We start from the raw sequence: 18,587 nt of genomic DNA on the forward strand, positions 1-18,587 counted from the left end.
CGATGACCAACACTCCTTTTTAGAATGAATCATCCCAACGCAAGTTCTATGGAAAGGTTCATTCGCTTACTTTCATTATGTAATTCATTCATCTCTGTTCCCATTAGGGAATGTCCTATAGCGCTACAGGAAATCCCTCGTTCTATGAAAAGATACAAAAAAGCCTCCCTCTGCTAAAGGGAAGCTTATATGAAGTGATTAATTGTTCTTTTGGCCCGTTAACAGGAGCATGATAAAAGAAATGAGTATGATAGAGCATGTCCACGCCCAAGCCATAGGAAGATGACCAGAATCCACCGCAATATAAATGGCAGTCGGAATCGTTTGTGTTTTACCCGGAATATTCCCGGCAATCATCAGCGTAGCACCAAATTCGCCCAGGCCGCGGGCAAAGCCGAGTACAAAAGCGGCTTTAAAAGAAGGAAAAATTAAAGGGAAGGTTATGTACCGGAACACCTGCCATTCGCTCGCCCCTATGGAACGTCCCGCATCTTCCAAATCCCGATTAACAGAAGCAAATCCCACCGTCATCGTTCGATAGGCCAGAGGGAAGGCTACAACGACCGACGCGATTACCGCAGCCCACCACGAAAATACGATCGGTTCACCAAACCATTGTTCCACGAAACGTCCGAACTCACTTTTTCGCCCGAGCAACATTAACAGTAAAAAGCCAACTACTGTCGGAGGGAGTACCAGTGGCAGCATAAAAGCAGTTTCAACGAACGTTTTTCCTTTAAATGCTCCTAATCGCGACATCCACCAGGCCGCAACCAAGCTTACTACGATAACCAACACACTCGATAACAGCGCAACCTGTAACGATAATTGGATAGGAGACCAATATTCATTCCAATCCAGGTCCTGCATGATCACTTCGGTATGGAAAATCCATACTTAGCCATGATATCCAAAGACTCTTGCGTTTGTAGGTACTCATAAAAGTCTTCAGCTTCTTGGCTATGTTTTGAAGCTTTAACAATCCCGATTGGATATTCAACAGGTGAGTAGGTTTTGGGATCAACCTCAAAGGCGATTTTTGCCTTTTGTGAAGTCAAAGCATCCGTCTTGTACACAAATCCGACATCGACGTTTCCGGTCTCCACATACTGTAGCACTTGTCTGACATCTTTACTCTGAACTAGTTTGGCTTGCAACGTATCCCAAAGCTTCACGCTCGTCAGTGCTTCCTGTGCGTAGCTGCCAGCAGGAACACTTTCAGGAATACCGATCGCAACTTTCTTCACTTCTTTTTTTGTTAAATCGGTTACACTCGCGATGTTCATCGTCCCGTCTGCAGGGATAACCGCGACCAATTCGTTCGTCAGCCACGTTTTTTGTTTTTTCGTATCTATTAACTGCTGATCAACAAGGGACTTCATGTTTTTGGTCGAAGCGGACAGAAACAAATCCGACGGCGCTCCTTGCTCAATTTGTTTTTCCAGCGCACCAGAGCCGCCGAAGTTAAAATTCAATTTGATGCCTGTATGGGTTGATTCGTATGAATGTTGAATTTCTTTGAGCGCATCCGTTAAACTTGCTGCTGCGGATATGGTAAGCTCAATAGTTTCAGCCGTTTTCGAAGATGTCTGGATGGAAGATCCATTCTGACCCGCGCTGCCAACATTTGAATCTAGTTGTTGTTTCGTACCGCATCCTGAAAATAATAAAATGATGGAAATAACCAAAACGAAAACAGTGCTACTTTTAATTAATTTATGCATCTTGGTTCGGCTCCTCATGTTCGTTCATTATCAATTAATGGGCTTCGCTATTAGCTGTGCCTGTCTCGTACGTTCGAATAGTGTACAATTTTCAAGAAGAATATGATTAAAAATGTCCGCTTCCAGATTTTCTAACCGCTTCAATACGAGCCGGTGCGTACCACAAGCCTCCTGCAGCAGCTCAAAACCGTTTGTGATCAAGCGCAGTTCCTTCAGTAATTCCACCACCGCTTGATGCTCGTCTTGCAACTTGGATAAATACGGATTTAGTGCGTCTGCCCGTTCAACTGTCGATTCCTGTAAAAACGCTTGAATCATCGGAAACACAAGGTTTTCCTCATTTTGAATATGTTCCGATAATTCCTGTTTAAGCAAGGTGAACAGTTCATTAACTCGCTTTAGATGCGGATAACGTTCGCCGTGAACCCGCGTTAGTTTGGTTACATACGGCGTGAGCGCCGATAGTTCTTCGCAAAGCTTTGTATGATACTCATCCTGGATATAGGCGATTAGTTCTTTTGGTTCGAGTGAAGAAGGCTGCATTTGTTTTTGCTGTGCCTGCTTTTCTTCCACTTCATGTATCTGCGTTAGCAGTTCGCCAGCGTGGAGGCCTCGATTGGCTGCTGCTTCACGGAGCGATATTTTCCCGCCACAGCAGAAGTCAATCCGCAGTTTACGGAACAAATCTCCTGTTTTTGGTACTTCTTTCACAATGTCCTCTACCCAAGTTTCTTCCGTTAACTGGCTCATCATCCATTCCCCCATCTTACTTCGGTTTTATGCTCCACTTTCATTCTACGTCTCCCTTAGAGCTGAACCAATCAGGGCATTCCCTCTTTCACAGAAGGAAATAGCCTTATTATAAAAAATCTGAAAGCAACTGTTCAGCCGCTTCTTTGCCTTGAGCGATACAATCCGGAATCCCAACGCCTCCATAACCAGCACCGCATAGAAATACATTCGGTAAGTACTGTGAGAAGCCATGTCTCACCCTCGCCATATGTTCTTTGTGTCCAATCGGATATTGCGGCATCGATTGATTGCACCGACTGACTTCGGTCAGTTCTGGTTCAGCTTCGAGCCCCATTAAATCTTTCAGGTCTTTGCGCGCCGCATCCACAAGTTCATCGTCTGTCATCTGAACCCACTCCTGTGCGCCTGCATGTCCGATATAGGTCCGTAAGAGTGTATATCCTTCTGGAGCAGTATGGCTCCACTTTGTCGAAGACCATGTACATGCCGTAATCATTTTGCCTTCTTTGCGGGGAACCAGAAATCCTGTTCCCTCAAAAGCAAGATTAAGATCTGTATTTTTATAAGCAAGGGCAATATTGGCTACGGAAACATAGTTAATCTTGTTTAACCAGCTAGCGCTTGTAACACCGGAAAATAATTTAGCCGCCTCAAAGGCTGGAACAGCGCATATCACTGCATCAGCATCTATTTTTTGTCCATGTTCTAAAATGACCTGATAACCGCTTTCTTTCCTTACTTCAACTACACCTTGCCCCATAACAAAACGTACGGTATCCAGCCTTTCCTTTAGCCGCTCCACGATCGTAGATAATCCTAGCCGATAAGAAAGAAACATACTTTTCTTAGCGATATCCGGCAGTTTTTCTTGTACAGCCGACTTTCTTCCCGCCCCTTTAGACATACCTTTAATCAGACTTCCATGCTTTTGTTCCATTTGCTTAAATTGAGGGAAGGTTGACATGAGGCTTAGAGAATGTGTATCCCCAGCGTAAATTCCAGACAGCAGAGGTTCTGTAATCTGGTCCAGAACTTCTTTGCCGAGACGCCGTTTGATAAAATCACCTAGAGATTCGTCCGCATCACCTTTCTTCGCCGGAATGATTAAATCCAGAGCTGCTCGTGCTTTTCCCAGCGGAGAAATAAGTCCTGTCCGAATGAAAGGAGTGAGCTTTGTTGGAATGCCCAGAATGAAGCCCATCGGCATCGTATGAAGTTTGCCCTTATGCAAAATGCAGGCAGATTTGGCCTTCGGGTTTGTCGATACCAGCTCTGCTTCCAGCCCCAACTCCATGGTCAGATCCAATATAGCAGTCTTTCTGGCCAAGAAAGCATCCGGTCCTTTTTCGATCATAAAATCGTTTTGGCGAACGGTTTGTAGCTTTCCTCCCAGACGTTCACTTTTCTCCACCAGTGTAATCTCCACTTCAAGCTGCCTATCCTCAGCCAGCTTTTTCACATAAAAGGCAGCACTTAAACCGCTTATTCCTCCACCCAGAATGACAACTCTTTTAGCATTTTTATTCATGAAAACACGTTTCCTTCCCAATCCCAGGTACATACGCACAATAAGGATCACTTTCCAAATAGTCTCCTGTTATTCCAAAAGCCCTTGCTCTGGAGCCCCCACAGACTGTCTTGAATTCACAGACGCCGCATTTACCTTTAAGTAGAGACTTATTTCTAAGATTGGTCATGATCGGAGAGCTGCGATAGATATCAGCCAGGTTATCTTTTCGTACATTTCCGCATGAAAGAGGCAGAAAACCGCTTGGGTACACTTCGCCAATATGACTGATAAAAACAAATCCATCCCCATCGTTTACTCCTTTAGGCGCACGTCCTAAAACATCTGCCCTCTTTTGTTTATCCACCTCACCACTCTTACCTGCTCTGTGCTTTTCCTGTAGTACAACCCTTCGGTAGTGGGGAGCTTCTGTAGCCTTTACGCCGTACGGCATTTGTTGCTGTATTTGATACAGCCATTTCATTACGGCTTCATGCTCATCAGGAGTAATCATATCTTTCTCCATGCCACGCCCGGTTGGAACAAGGAAAAATAAGCTCCATAACACAGCCTGCATTTCCTTTACCCTTTCTGCAATTTGCTCCAGATCATGAAGATTATACCGAGACACTGTAGTGTTCACTTGAATAGGGATGCTCAGTTCCTTTAAATAACCAATTCCTCGCATGGTCGTATCGTAAGAACCCGCTGTACCTCGAAAATGATCGTGAATGTCTGCACATGAACCGTCCAGACTAAACGCCCACCGTGATAAGCCGACTTGCTTTGCTTTTTCTACCGCTGCTCGTGTCACTTTAGGGGTGGCACTGGGGGTCATAGAAACCGACAGCTTTTTCTCTTCAATTGCATATTGAGCCAATTCAAATAGATCAGGACGCATTAAAGGATCTCCGCCTGTGAGTACAACCAACGGATGATTCATTTCAGCGATTTGATCCATCAGTTTTTTACCCTCTTCTAATGTCAGTTGGCGAGGATCAGGTTTGTACTGAGCTTCCGCTCTACAGTGAAGGCACTTTAAAGCACAAGCTCGTGTCACCTCCCAGATGACTATAAACGGGTCTGTATGATAATCACGCGGCGTTTTCAAAGATATCATTGATGTCTCTCCTTTTTAGAAGTATAAAAACAACACAAAAACATAGAGCATCATTGAAAATCCAATTTCCGCCATGCCAACTTGTTTTACCTGTAATCTGAATTTAGGAAGCCAAATGGCTCGTATCAAAAAAATCAAAAAAGGAACAAATAGAGGTAACTTTAAGCAAGTAGCAAACAACAAAATCACCACATGATATATGATGGAAGCATAATAATAACGTATATTTTTTCGTTCACGAATGATCGTTTTGACATACAAAGCAGTTCCAATAAAGTAAAACACCAAAAGCAAGAATAGCTCTGTTGCTACTTTCCAATTGTTTCCTTCCCCCATATAAATAACGGGGTATATAAAAGAACAAAAGAGCAGAATTGCAACAATGTCATTTAGTAAAGCACGTTCATTTTTCGTTTTTGCAAAATAAATATTAGCCATAAAAAAAAGCAGTAGCAGAACTCCATACCAGATCAAAGCAGGCTCAAACCATACAAGAGAAATTAAAAAAGGAAGTAATATCACTCCGTATACAACGGCGGGTTTACGGTATCTTTCACTGCTGCCTGTTTTGATCCATTGGAGAACAGGAAAACTGAATAAGTAGATAAAAAACCAGCACACAAATAGTGGTATATGAATAAGCTCCCCTCGAGAAGCCGCTAGACCGAATAAAAATGGAAGAATGAGCATTGCCCAAGCTCCATGTTGATTGGGTATGTATCTGCTCATCCCCTTCAAAACCTTGATCCTTTTTTCACAATCTTTTTTATGTTTGTTATTTCGGTTAATCGACTCATCATCCATTCCCCCAAGATTGAATTTTGTCTTCTAATTTCATTCTAAGTATTACATGAAATTGAACCAATCAGGGAGTTCCCTTTTTCATAGGGGGGAATAGCCTAACCGGAAAAACAACGCTTTTTTCCTATGCTATACTGTACTAAAAAAAGGGAACACAGAAAGGATGAATCGATATGGGAGGACCATCTTTGCGTCAACTGCATGCTCATCATGCCATTCATCAAGGCGGGCTATCTGGCGCTCTAGATAAGACGAGAGAAGTAGAGGAATTACTCAGAGCAAAAGAATTCAATGTGGCGCGCCAGGCCGCCGACCACTTGATCGAATATTGGGAAACTCGCATTCTCAGCCATGCTGATGCAGAAGAGGAAGGATTCTATCAGGAAAAGGTCGAGAAAAAACCGGAGCTGCAGGAAGCCGTCGTCAAACTTACACGGGATCATGATCTGCTCCGAATCATTGTAAAAGAGCTCAAAGCTGGGATCCGTGAAGAAGGGCTTACGCCTGAAGTTCTTCAGCAGTTCCACGCGCTCCTGGTTGTCAATGCCATTCATAGCCGGGAAGAAGAACGTCTGTTGTTTGAGGAGACGTCATGATCAAGATGTGGCGTAATTATTCACTTTCTCTATAAAAACGTGCCGAAGAAATGGTCCAGCGCCTCCTGCGAGTATCCGTCATCTCCTTGCCAGGCTGCTACTGAATTAAAATCATGATTCCCGTTCCCACGTCTACGAGGTGTTTCCTGTGGGACAAGCAGCCCGGCATACCCCCATACCTCCATAACTACATCCCGTTCGTTTTTGCTAGAAGGGAACACATCCTTCCAGCGCTTTTCCAATTGACGCGCACTGCTTTGAGCATCACAGTTCTGAACAGCTTCGAGCATGTTATGAAGTATAGCTAGATCCTCATCAGAAACCTGAACATCCTCTTCTTGACTGAACAATTCAAGGTCCATCCAGCAATAAAGAAGGTGGTTCAGACGAATACCGCCCCATTTGATTCGTTCAAAATTCAGTACATTCAAATCTTCATTGACGTATTCCTTATCGGACACCATTTTATTAAAATTACAGTCCCCACAGCTACTGTAATTGGGCAGGACGACAGGCCGCTCACCATAGGTGTGCAAAAGAAGGCTGGAGGTTAAAGCCCAGCTCGACAAGGCACTTCGTAAATGAACCTTTTTCGTGGAAAGGCTGTGCAAAAATGCTGCCGCCACCCGCTCTTTTGTAATCTCGCCCTGATGCAGCTTCTGTAACCGTTTAACGATCTCATCATGTGTAATCGTAACGGGATCGAACATCAGACCCTTGCTTTTTGCATATTCAAAATCCTCACCGGAATAAAAAGCCCGATTCGGTTTCCAGCCGCCGGAGGACCAGAAAGTGTTCATTAGTATTTTCTTTGCCTTTTTATCCATAACGCCCTCCTTACAATGTTAGGCTACTCGGAATACTCAGTTCATCTTTATATTTAAATCATTTTTGGAGCAATGTGTTGCTGTCATCTGCGTTTAGCACTACAATAATATATCCCCTGATAATTTTCAGGGGATATATTATTTCTAAGTTGTTTTGATAGTTATAGTTTTCAATGAGGCTTTATTTACTAATCTGTTCGTGAATGAGGAGCGGAAATAAGCTACCAAGGGCCCCATAAGTATTACCGTAGCAATGGTTCCAATATTAACTGTACTACCTAGCAGAAACCCAATAATGACACACAGCAAATCCGTTGTGATTCTACCTATACGAAAAGGTATTTTCCACTTGTGCTCTGCCTCCATCGCAACAGCATCATAAGGCGCTACCCCCATAGCTGCTGACATATACAAGCTCGCGGCCAGTGCCGTTATAATAAGTGCAATAAAGACAATCGCTAATCGCCCGACAAAAGATTCGGTTAAAAAACTCCAATGCCCCAGAATAGACAGAAAAAAATCAGAAACATATCCTACAAAAATCATATTAATGAGCGTGCCTGTTCCGAAATGGGATTTATTAGCAATTATTAAAATGATAAAAATTAAAATATTTACGATCAGTTGCCCTGTTCCAAAGGAAATACCTAAAGCATTACTGATACCAATATTCATGCAAGAAAATGGATCAGTTCCTAAGTCGGCAAATCGGAAAGCAGATACTCCCACCCCCATCATTCCAATGCCAAGCAGCATCATCAACGTTCTTCTGAATAGGAGTTGCTGGATCATAATATGGAGCCGTTAGATTCAATTAATTTTTGATACCAATAAAAAGAATCTTTTTTCAGTCTGGCCATCGTGCCGGAACCGTCATCATGCTTATCTACATAAATAAAACCATATCGTTTTTTCATTTCGCCCGTAGAGGCACTAACCAGATCAATACATCCCCATGCAGTATAGCCTTGCAGATCCACGCCCTCTTGAACCGCAGCTTTCATCTGCTCGATATGTGCTTTTAAATATTCAATCCGGTAATCGTCGTGAATGGCCCCTTCTGCTGTAACCTCATCTATCGCTCCCAAGCCATTCTCAACTAGCATAAGCGGAATTTGGTACCTGTCGTACAAATGAGTCAACACATACTTAAGACCTTGAGCATCAATTTGCCAACCCCAATCCGATGCTTGCAGATAAGGATTTTTGACACCTTTCATTAAGTTGCCTTTGGCTTCCTCCTGGTTCCCATCCGCAGAAATACAATTTGAGGTGTAGTAGCTCAAAGTATAATAATCTACTGTTCCATTCTTTAGAGAGATTGTATCTTCTTCTGTGATGTCCAGCTTTATATCGTTTTCTTCAAAAAACGCGTCTGCAAAAGATGGATACGAACCTCGTACATGCACATCACCTGCAATCATGTTATGAATCTGGTCATATTTTTGATTGAGCAAGACATCCTCCGGTTTCGGAGAGAGTGGATAGGTGGCAAAATAGGCAATCATGCAGCCCACTTTATTTTCTGGATCTATCTGATGTCCCAGTTGGACGGCTTTTGCACTGGCAACAAGCTGATAGTGCATAGCCTGATATCGTATTTGTTCGGTATTTTCCTCCTCTGAAACGAGCAAACCACCACCTTGATAGGCACCTTCCGGGATCGTCAGGCAATTTATTTCATTAAACGTAAGCCAGTAGCGTACTTTGCCCTTATATCTGTTCATAATCACTTCGCAATAACGAAGGAAAAAGTCAATAAGCTTGCGGTTGCTCCAACCCCCATAGTTTTTGGATAGTCCTAACGGGCTTTCATAGTGTGAAATTGTAATCATCGGTTCAATCCCGTAACTTAGCAACTCGTCTATTACCTTGTCATAGAACTCCAATCCTTCCTCATTGGGTTCCAACTCATCTCCTTGCGGAAATATTCTAGACCAGGAAATGGACATTCTGTACATCGTAAAACCTAATTCGGCAAACAGTTTGATATCCTCTTTATAATAATGATAGAAATCAACTCCCTCATGGTTCGGATAATAATAATTACTGTCCATCGATGGCATCACTTTTCTCGCCGTATTCACATTTCCACCCGTAAAGGCATCCATGATACTTGGACCTTTTCCGCCCAGATTCCATCCACCTTCATATTGATTGGCAGCTGTCGAACCTCCCCAATAAAAATGATCCGGGAAATTTTTCAATTATATCTTCTCCTTTTTATAACAATGTTAGTAATTTATCTTGAGTTTGAACCATTTTTGTTTGTACAGGAATTACATCTAAATAGGCAGCTGTATTGGTGATAATGACTGGTGTAATCAGGTCATAGCCTTCGTCTGAAATCTTCTCCGCGTCGAAGCTAATCAGCAAGTCTCCTTTATTCACTCTGTCACCCTCAGCAACATGTACTGTAAAATATTTTCCTTTTAGCTTAACCGTATCCAAGCCGATATGAATTAGCACCTCTGCTCCAGCATCGGATCGTAAAGCAATCGCATGTTTTGTTTTGATAAGAGTCACGACTTCTCCGTCAAACGGTGCAACAACTTCACCCTTTTCAGGAAATATCGCAATTCCGTTCCCCATCATTTTTGCCGCAAACGCATCATCATTTACGCTTTCGAGAGGTCTAACTTCCCCCTGCAATGGGCTGTAAATGTATTTTTTATTACTAACTTCGGGGTTAATCGTCATTTCATGAGTATCCTCTGTTTTTGTTTCCTTGTTATCGAATCCAAGAATAAGCGTTAGAACAAATGAGAGCACAATTGCGATTAAAGCTGTAATAATAGCAATAACAATATTTCTGCTATTATCTTCAGCCATCCACATCGGCAATGTTGTTAAAGCCAGATTAGCAATGGCATAACACTTCAGATTCATAATGGAACCAAATAAACCAGCTACCCCACCTGAAATGACACAGGCGATCAATGGACGTTTTAGCTTAAGTGTGACACCGAAAAGTGCGGGTTCTGTAACTCCGCCAACTAGTGCTGAAATAGCAGCAGAATAAGCGATTGATTTTTGAGCTTTGTTTTTGGATTTGACACCAACGGCTAAAGAAGATCCACCCTGTGAAAGATTGGAGCATAGCTGTGCTACCATCCAAAGGCTGTCATATCCCATAGAGGCTACATTCGCAATAGCGATGGGTCCCAATGCATGATGCAACCCTGTCAACACTATAAATGGTGTGAAAGCAGCTAAAAGCGTAACCGCAAGCCAACCAAAGTTTGAGCTTAACCACTGCATTGCTACTGACAATCCGTTACCCGCGATGTAACCAATAGGTCCCAGAACTGTTAATGCAAGAACCGCTGTAATGAGCATAATTACAAATGGGTTTAGAAAGTTCTTCGTAATTTTCGGGAAGTATCTATCGACAATTCTTTCAATATATGTCATCGCGAAAGTAGTTAACAAAACAGGAATAATCGAATATGCATACGAAGCATTATGGATCGGAATCCCAAAAATACTGGAGTTAGTTCCATTTGACATAAGTGCAACAAAATTCGGATGAATCATAATCCCTGCAACCACTGTTGCTATATATGGATTTGATTTGAACATCATAGCTGAAGAGTACGCAACCAGCACGGGCAAGAAGTAAAATGCACCATCACCGATAATGTTTAACACTTCAAAAGTCGGGCTTCCCTTGGAGATAAGACCCAGCATAGGCAGAAGAATAAGCAATACTTTGACTAATCCGGCTGCGCACAAGGCCACAATGAATGGAGCCATGCAGCCAGAGATTGTATCGACAATTCGAATAATCAGATTCTTTTTGGGTTTGGAAACGTTGTCGCTCTCGTTATCGCTTTGGTTAGGAACCCCATTTGAAATTATTTCATTATAGACAAAGGCAACATCGTTTCCGACGATGACCTGGAATTGGTCACTGGCTCTTTGAATACCAATAATTTGAGTCAATTTATTTAATTCTTTTTCGTTTACCAGCTTTTGATCATGAAGAACAAATCGTAGTCTGGTCATGCAGTGTGTAAGCTTCCTGACATTTTTCTTCCCACCGACAAGTTGAATAATTTTATCAGCTATTTCCTGATAATTCTTTGCCATAGTTATATGTCCCCTTTAAGCAATTTTTCAATCTACAAATGCTGGCCAGCAAATAAAAAAGGCCTAATGACAGCAATATTACTACTGTCATTAGGCCTTGCTTAACTAAATAATCACAAACCTATTTCAATATTCAATTTAAATGTTCTGAATAATTCTTGCAATGTGCATAATTAAATACACTTTCTCTTCATTGGTACAATGAAACTGATATTCTTCTTTTACAAAACGGACGATTTCATTAGTACAGTTGTTTGCTTCTGGATATTTCACCGAGATGATTTCATAAAGCTCGGCATCATTATCTTGATATGCATTATTTTGAAGTACGCGCTGGGCGAAAAACTTCGCATGATTAATAAAACGATAATAGTTCAGGGATTTTTCATCAAATTCAATATTAAAGTAGTTCTTCACAATGCCGGAAATTTGACTAATTAACATTGTAATATGCCTGACGTCTGTACTGCTCATATTTTTTTGAGCGTTTACAAAATGCAGAGCGATGAAACCTGCTTCATCTTCAGGCAACTGAACACTCAGTTCATTTCTTACAATAATTAACGCTTTCTCCCCGATCTCCAACTCACGCGGATAGAATCTACTAATTTCAGAAAGCATTGGATTTGGAATTGAAAGCCCTTCCTTATTTCTCCATAGAACAGAGGTCATGTGATCCGTCAATGACACATAAATCGTATCATCCAGTTCACGCCCCAGCTTCATTTTTGCATAGTTGATAATTCTCTCCGAAATTAAAGCATAAGTCATAGGAATATTCGCTACAAGCTGTTGGAATTTGCTGCTGACTTCCGGATCTGATAGTACAAACACTTTATCAACCAAATCCACGTCAAAACGCTCACCACGTTTTTTTTCATACGCAATTCCTTTTCCAAAAACCACGATTTCCTGTCCTTGACTATTATGCGAAACAACTGCATTGTGATTTAGAATTTTCTGTATTTTTTCCAATTTTAAGCCTCCATAAATATAAAAGGAAAAAAGGCACAACTAACAGTTGATGGTTTTGCCTGCCTACACAGTCACAATCCATTATACTTTTGTACATATTATCAGAGTATTAAATTCTTGTCTAGTGTATTATAAGCAACCTTTAATAGATATCACTATGTGTAACCGTCGCATTGTCCGAGTGAGGAATTCATTGAATTTAATCAAATTTTGTACTCTAGCAGAAACACCAAACTTACCATGCGGATCTATCGTATGCAGCTACAAGAGCCACAACCACTGCTGCCGAGTTGGCCGCAGCCAGGTCAAGATTGGAATTAAAGGAACCCGCCGCTTCTGCTCCGGCAAGATCAGACAGAGAACGAACGGCCAGAAACGGAATACCAAACTGATACGCTGTCTGGACGACCGCCGTCCCTTCCATATCCGTCACCTTGGCTTCAGGAAACTGGCTGCGAATAAAGTGGGCCCGCTCAGCCTGGTAAATAAAGGAGTCTGCCGTCGTAATCAAGCCAGTAACGATCTGCCCCTCAATCCTGGTCTCTACCAGTGTTTCTGTCGCAAAATCAAGCAGCGCTGGCTCCACCGGATAACTTGCAGGCATCTGCGGCACCTGCCCGTATGTATAGCCGAACGCCGTTCCATCCACATCGCTGTAAGTCAGCTCGGTCGCCACTACGACATCCCCAACACGGAGCGCCGGATCAAGCCCGCCAGCAGACCCCATATTAATGATAAGCTCCGGGTTAAAGCGCTCAATCAGCAGCGCCGTAGTCAAGGCCGCGTTCGCTTTACCAATTCCCGATTGCAGCAGAACAACTTCCTTGCCCTGAAGGCGGCCTGTATAAAAAATTCCATTCGCAATCCGGGTCATGCTTATCCCTTCGATCTGTGCTTTCAAACCTGCTATTTCTTCTTCCATGGCTCCGATAATGGCTATACTCAAAGTTCGTTTCTCGCTCCCTCCATACATTCCTTGCATTTTGGTTTATTTTTTAAAAATGCCCGTTGCGGCGATTCTCTGCACCGCCTCCAGCAGCCGTTCTTCACTGTTCACCAGACTCACCCGTACATTGGAAGCTCCGGTACGACCAAAACCTTCGCCGGGAGCCACTGCAACATGGGCCTCGTCTAATAAAAAGTCCGCAAAAGAAGCGGAGGTATAGCCCTCGGGCACCTTGAACCAGGCGAAAAAAGTTTCTTTGGGTGCGGCTACATCCCAGCCAATACCACGCAACGCCGCTATGAGAACATCGCGTCGCCGCTCATATAATGCCGCCAGCTCCCACACCGACTCCTGCGAACCCAGTAATGCCACAGCACCCGCATCCTGCACCGCTCCAAAAACAGTGCTGTAAGCATGTGTATGATAATGCTTGAGCGCACCGATAACAGACGCGTTTCCAACAGCAAAGCCGAAGCGCCAGCCAGCCATGTTGTACGTTTTGGAAGCCGTATACGTCTCGACACCATATTCCTTGCCGCCGGGGATTTGCAATAGGCTGAGCGGCTTATGCCCCCCAAACCCAAGGGCACCGTAAGCAAAATCGTTCATAACCGGAAAACGGTGCTCAGCGGCATAGTCCAACGTCTTCGTCAGAAAATCTGTAGTAGCTACAGCCCCAGTCGGATTGTTAGGATAATTCAGAATGAGCAATTTGACCTGTTGGGCGATTTCTTCCGGCACCGTTGTATAATCAGGCAAAAATCCATTATTTTCATGGAGCGGAATTATATGGATATGGGCTCTTGCCAGCGAAGCAGCGGAAACATATTGCGGGTACGCCGGGTCGGTGGTCAGCAACCAGTCACCGGGATTTAGCAATGCCTGCGGAATCCCCATTACGCCTATGGCGGAGCCGTTGAATACGGCAACCTCCCGATCGGGATCAAGCTCCACCTGATACTCCCGTTTATAGAACGCGGCGACTGCCTCCAGTGTGCTTTTTTTCCCGTGAAAAGGCGGGTATCTCTGATTGATCGGCTGATCAACTGCTTCCTTCAAAGCGCTGATGATATGCGCCGGTGTCGGCTGATCCGGATTGCCTGCTGCCAAATTGATTACATCTATTCCTTTGCTTTTGTACAGGTTCACTTTGTCGTCAATTGCGCTAAAATAGTTGTCAGGCAGCGCCTTGACGAGATCAGAGGATGAAAAAATCACGTTCATTGCCACCTTTTATCCATAAGATACAGGCTGACAGCGTCAGCCTGCAGAAGACAATAACGCCATATTATTTAAAATAGCTTGGCAGCTTATAGCCTTCATAAACCGGATTCGATTTGATGTACTTTTGGAATTCATCCGAATGATACCCCTCAATGATGTCTTTGACGAATGGCTTGTCCTTGTTCTTGCTATCCACAGCCACCACGTTCGTGAACGGGTCTGTCATATTTTCAAGCTGTAATGCCGAGGTAAGCTTCATTCCATTCGAAACGGCAAAGTTCCCCTGAATAGCAGCAAAATCAACATCCTCCAGTGCGCGTGGTCCCTGGGCCGGGTCAGTAGCCACAAATTGCAAATGATGCGGATTAGAAGTGATGTCGTTCACCGATGTTTGCAGTGGATCAATATTATCCTTTAACGTAATCCAGCCCACTTCTTTTAAAATATTCAGCGCACGCAGCATATTGACTGGCTCGTTCGGCAGGTTGATTTGAGCACCGTCGCTGACTTCGTCAAGGCTGGTATGCTTGCTGGAGTACAATCCCATCGGTGGAGTCGGAACCTGCACAGCTCCAACCAGATCAATATTCTCCCGCTTATTCATAGAAGCCAGATAGAGTGAATGCTGGAACACATTAGCATCAATATCGCCATTAGACACAGCTACATTAGGCTGAACGCCATCTGTAAATTCTTTATATGTAATCTTATAGCCCTTCTTCTCCAAATATGGAGCCACTCCATTCTTGAACTGATCACTGTATGGACCCGGATTAAAACTGATGTGCAGTGTCTTCTTTTCTTCACTCGCACCATTTCCCACCGTATTCTTACTGCCACAGCCAGAGATAAACAGGGCGACTGTTCCCACCAACAGTATAAATGGAACCCATTTTTTCTTCATTTCGATTTCTCCCCCCTGATATCATCTGTTTTTTGTTGAGCTAGAATGTTGCAGCCCAATCAAATTCCGAGTAATCTTATGTGTTTATAAATATTACAATGATATTTTGATAACTGTCAACAACATTTGATATCACATCTTCTCCATAACAAAAAAAGGCCCGCATCCGGCGACCCCTTTGATCTCATATTTCACTAGCTCCATAATATCAGGCACACCTGTCTATTTTAATTACCCCCATAGTTAAGCAAGACAATTCACAAATTGGTCATTTACATTCGTTTCAAATATACCCCACAGGGGTATGTTTGAGTGTGGAATTAAAACCCTAAAGGAGCTGTAAATATGATAAAACAATGGGCTTTGCTCGCTGGTGCAGTCATGATTATTTTGAGCGGGTGCGGGAACATTAAGACTCCAGACCAGGAGCACACGACAAGCAGCAGTCAACAACATGACACATCAGATATGAACCATTCCACTTCTAGTGAGCTTCCTGCCGGACTAAAAGAAGCTGTAAATCCAGCCTTCAAAGTTGGCAGCCAAGCGATCATCCGAGCTGACCATATGGCAGGCATGAACGGCGCTACTGCCACGATTGTTGGTGTTTATACGACTACTGCTTATACGGTTTCATATACTCCAACCACTGGAGGGGAAAAAGTGACTAATCTTAAGTGGGTTATTCATGAAGAGATTAAAGATGCGGGCAGCGAGCCCTATGCACCGGGCACGGAAGTTATCCTAGCAGCAGATCATATGAAGGGGATGGATGGGGCCGAGGCTACCATTGATTCCGCTGAGCCAACGACCGTATATATGGTAGATTATACGCCGACTACAGGAGGAGAGCCTGCCAAAAATCATAAATGGGTGACGGAGAGTGAGCTTTCAGCCATTTAGAACTCTTACATCACAGGTTGCTTATGATAGCAAAAGGGAGCCTGACATCAGCTCCCTTTATACGGCTTTATTATGGTTTGGACAAACCTACTTCGCTAAATTCAGCTTAGCATCCTTAATATCATACGACGTTCCTTTGTTGCTATCTACGAGCTTTTTCATTTGTTTATTGGCCAGTCCGCTTGCCGGAACTATCGCATTAAAAGTAACGCCATTTTTCTGTAATTGCTCGTTTATTTCGTCCACTGAAAAACGGGCTTTACCCAGCACTGTATTTTTATCATGTACGGGTGCATCTGTAATGAATATGATGGTTTTGGCATTAGAGCTTTTGGAAAATTTACTTACAGCCAGCTGGATGGCCTCCAGCCCAGATTCTTTCAGATCCCCGCCAGCAGAAGGACGTAATGTATTCAAATTTCCTTTAAACTTGCTCTTATCCGCTGTAAAATCAAAATACTCCAAATCTTTATCTGCTGTTAAATTAATGTCCCGAAATGCAACAACGGCAAATTGGGAGCCTGATGGAACCGAATCAACAAAACCCTTAACCTTCTGTCTTACATAATCCAGCGTTCCTGTCATACTACTCGTAACATCAATAACGAATACGATATCAGAAGATTTGGTGATGGTACTGGATATATTGTTCAATATGGCAGGCTTCGATTGTGGCTCAGTGTTGGCCTCGTCTTCATCCATTAATTGTTCACTTTCATTTGTTGTTAAAACCTGCTGCTGGGCAAGAAAGATCACAACACTCTGAGCGGCAATATTCCACTTTACCTTGGCTCCCAGGGCCTCACTTACAAAGCGAATAGGAACCATCACTTTGCCGTTAATTAATCTAGGCGCCGCATTGAGACGCACTAACTTACCATTGATATAGGCATCTCTGGAGCCTACGGTTAACTTGATCGTTGTATTCCCTTTGGTTGCGGTAACGGTCTTCGTAGCACCATCCCATTTCACCTTTGCTCCAAGCGCCTCAAAAACAGCACGAAACGGCACCAGCATGCTTCCGCTAATCGAAGTCGCAGGCTGCTCATATTGTTGCTGCTTCCCATCAATAAACACCAAAACCTGAGCCTTGTTATTATTTACGGGAATAAACTGGGGGACAGACGCTGCCGAATTTCCAGACTGATCCATCATTTTAATATAAAAGTAGTAGCCGCCTGTAGACAAGTTCAGGTTATTCAAAGAATAGCTAAACGTTGTTTCCGGATCGAACTGAATGCGTTTAACCAATTGTTCTTCCGAATTTTTCACCATAACGTAGGAAGTGTACGTGGGCTGAATATTTTTCATCTTCAAACGAGCTGTAAACGACGTACCAGAAGAGTTGATTGCAAATGTACCCGGAAAATTTTCTCCAGATGGGATAGACAAAGGAATCTCGGGTGATTCATCTACAGCTTGATCTTCTTTAGACTCGATAACGGGCTGCGTTACTTTCGGCTCATCAACAGATGGAGTAGCCTCTGGCTCACTAACCGTTGGAGTTAATTTAGGTTCGTCTGTGGATTGAGCCACCTTCGGCTCTTCTACAGGCTGCGTCGTCTCGATGATATCAGATATATTATAATAAAAATAAATTTTCGCTCCATCAGAAGGGGCTTGTGCCTTATCCTTAATCGTTACCGTCTTATTCACATAATCTACCATCAATTTAGAAGCAGGAATACTCGTCTCATATCCAACAGATTGGTTAATGATTAAGTTAACTTTAGCCCCCTGCTTAATGGTATGGTTCGTCGTTATTTTAAAAGTACGATTCTCACCATTCCCTTCCGCAAGTGCTACCCCAGCCATATTTCCTTGAGTCCATTCCATGCCTGAACTTATAGGAATTACGATATGAAGTTCTGTCCCGGGCTCAGGTGCTTTTTTTGTTTCGGGAATGATGATTGCAGCGTTGGCATAGTCAACGATATAATCCGTAGAAGGAATCTCCATCAGATTTTGATATAGACGAACAGGGGTATTCGATGGAATTGGATTACCACCATTAAATTGAAAAACACGCCTTGAACCATTACCATCCTCAAGTATAAATACGAGATCATTCCACTTTCTTGATGCTGAATCCGTGTCTGCATGCGCTTGTTCTGTTCCCACAATAAACAAACCCATGAGCATCGTTGAAAACATAAATAAAAATATAATCCTTCTGAACTTCATCCTTATTTCCCCTTTTTGAATCTTTCTTTTT

General features: G+C 43.1%; 17 protein-coding genes. 2 read left to right on the top strand and 15 right to left on the bottom strand.

Annotated features, from left to right (window positions below; genetic code table 11):
* Nucleotides 1-198: 198 nt before the first annotated feature.
* The 6 genes from modB to ACWXW9_RS22095 all read right to left on the bottom strand — a co-directional run bounded on the left by modB (nucleotide 199) and on the right by ACWXW9_RS22095 (nucleotide 5,908).
* Entirely contained in the window at nucleotides 199-876 is a 678-nt protein-coding gene (modB, locus tag ACWXW9_RS22070) for a molybdate ABC transporter permease subunit (RefSeq protein WP_494931181.1), read from the bottom strand.
* Entirely contained in the window at nucleotides 873-1,724 is an 852-nt protein-coding gene (gene modA / locus ACWXW9_RS22075; protein ID WP_494931182.1) for a molybdate ABC transporter substrate-binding protein, read from the bottom strand. The genes modB and modA overlap by 4 nt, the downstream gene beginning before the upstream one ends.
* Nucleotides 1,725-1,754: 30 nt before the next feature.
* A complete protein-coding gene (ric, locus tag ACWXW9_RS22080) occupies nucleotides 1,755-2,474 on the bottom strand; it encodes an iron-sulfur cluster repair di-iron protein (RefSeq protein ID WP_494931232.1) in 720 nt (239 codons plus the stop codon).
* Nucleotides 2,475-2,583: 109 nt separating this feature from the next.
* Nucleotides 2,584-4,005: a protoporphyrinogen oxidase gene (gene hemG, locus ACWXW9_RS22085; RefSeq protein ID WP_494931183.1), complete on the bottom strand. Its 1,422-nt coding sequence runs from the start codon at nucleotides 4,003-4,005 to the stop codon at nucleotides 2,584-2,586.
* Nucleotides 3,998-5,104, bottom strand: a complete 1,107-nt coding sequence (locus ACWXW9_RS22090; protein ID WP_494931184.1) for a TIGR04053 family radical SAM/SPASM domain-containing protein — start codon at nucleotides 5,102-5,104, stop codon at nucleotides 3,998-4,000. The genes hemG and ACWXW9_RS22090 overlap by 8 nt, the downstream gene beginning before the upstream one ends.
* Nucleotides 5,105-5,119: 15 nt before the next feature.
* The gene (locus tag ACWXW9_RS22095; RefSeq protein ID WP_494931185.1) at nucleotides 5,120-5,908 is read right to left on the bottom strand and encodes a YwiC-like family protein; all 789 of its coding nucleotides are present in this window, start codon (nucleotides 5,906-5,908) and stop codon (nucleotides 5,120-5,122) included.
* A 170-nt stretch (nucleotides 5,909-6,078) separates the two neighbouring features.
* Between ACWXW9_RS22095 and ACWXW9_RS22100 the strand changes: the two genes are divergently transcribed.
* The gene (locus ACWXW9_RS22100) at nucleotides 6,079-6,501 is read left to right on the top strand and encodes a hypothetical protein (RefSeq protein ID WP_494931186.1); all 423 of its coding nucleotides are present in this window, start codon (nucleotides 6,079-6,081) and stop codon (nucleotides 6,499-6,501) included.
* A 29-nt stretch (nucleotides 6,502-6,530) separates the two neighbouring features.
* On the opposite strand, the gene ACWXW9_RS22105 is transcribed toward ACWXW9_RS22100, so the two are convergent.
* From ACWXW9_RS22105 to ACWXW9_RS22140, 8 genes are all read right to left on the bottom strand, one after another.
* Complete coding sequence (locus tag ACWXW9_RS22105) at nucleotides 6,531-7,328, bottom strand: hypothetical protein (RefSeq protein WP_494931187.1); 798 nt, start codon at nucleotides 7,326-7,328, stop codon at nucleotides 6,531-6,533.
* 144 nt (nucleotides 7,329-7,472) lie between these two features.
* A complete protein-coding gene (locus ACWXW9_RS22110; RefSeq protein ID WP_494931188.1) occupies nucleotides 7,473-8,120 on the bottom strand; it encodes a YczE/YyaS/YitT family protein in 648 nt (215 codons plus the stop codon).
* Complete coding sequence (locus tag ACWXW9_RS22115) at nucleotides 8,117-9,535, bottom strand: glycoside hydrolase family 1 protein (protein ID WP_494931189.1); 1,419 nt, start codon at nucleotides 9,533-9,535, stop codon at nucleotides 8,117-8,119. Before ACWXW9_RS22115 ends, ACWXW9_RS22110 begins: the two co-directional genes overlap by 4 nt.
* Before the next feature lie 16 nt (nucleotides 9,536-9,551).
* Nucleotides 9,552-11,420: a beta-glucoside-specific PTS transporter subunit IIABC gene (locus tag ACWXW9_RS22120; protein ID WP_494931190.1), complete on the bottom strand. Its 1,869-nt coding sequence runs from the start codon at nucleotides 11,418-11,420 to the stop codon at nucleotides 9,552-9,554.
* Between the two features lie 138 nt (nucleotides 11,421-11,558).
* Complete coding sequence (gene licT / locus ACWXW9_RS22125; RefSeq protein WP_494931191.1) at nucleotides 11,559-12,395, bottom strand: BglG family transcription antiterminator LicT; 837 nt, start codon at nucleotides 12,393-12,395, stop codon at nucleotides 11,559-11,561.
* 235 nt (nucleotides 12,396-12,630) lie between these two features.
* Nucleotides 12,631-13,341, bottom strand: coding sequence for a 5'-methylthioadenosine/adenosylhomocysteine nucleosidase (locus ACWXW9_RS22130; RefSeq protein WP_494931192.1), 711 nt, complete (start codon nucleotides 13,339-13,341; stop codon nucleotides 12,631-12,633).
* A gap of 42 nt (nucleotides 13,342-13,383) precedes the next feature.
* Nucleotides 13,384-14,559 carry an aminotransferase class I/II-fold pyridoxal phosphate-dependent enzyme gene (locus ACWXW9_RS22135; protein ID WP_494931193.1) on the bottom strand — a complete coding sequence of 392 codons (1,176 nt, stop codon included), beginning with the start codon at nucleotides 14,557-14,559 and terminating at the stop codon, nucleotides 13,384-13,386.
* Nucleotides 14,560-14,629: 70 nt separating this feature from the next.
* On the bottom strand, nucleotides 14,630-15,469 hold the full coding sequence (locus tag ACWXW9_RS22140; protein WP_494931194.1) for a MetQ/NlpA family ABC transporter substrate-binding protein: 840 nt from the start codon (nucleotides 15,467-15,469) through the stop codon (nucleotides 14,630-14,632).
* Nucleotides 15,470-15,814: 345 nt separating this feature from the next.
* Here ACWXW9_RS22140 and ACWXW9_RS22145 point away from each other — a divergent pair, with 345 nt between their 5' ends.
* A complete protein-coding gene (locus tag ACWXW9_RS22145) occupies nucleotides 15,815-16,372 on the top strand; it encodes a YdhK family protein (RefSeq protein ID WP_494931195.1) in 558 nt (185 codons plus the stop codon).
* An 87-nt stretch (nucleotides 16,373-16,459) separates the two neighbouring features.
* Here the strand turns inward: ACWXW9_RS22145 and ACWXW9_RS22150 are convergent, their stop codons facing one another.
* A complete protein-coding gene (locus ACWXW9_RS22150; RefSeq protein ID WP_494931196.1) occupies nucleotides 16,460-18,556 on the bottom strand; it encodes a stalk domain-containing protein in 2,097 nt (698 codons plus the stop codon).
* Between the last annotated feature and the right edge of the window lie 31 nt (nucleotides 18,557-18,587).

The organism is Paenibacillus sp. LT-B23 (assembly GCF_059417685.1).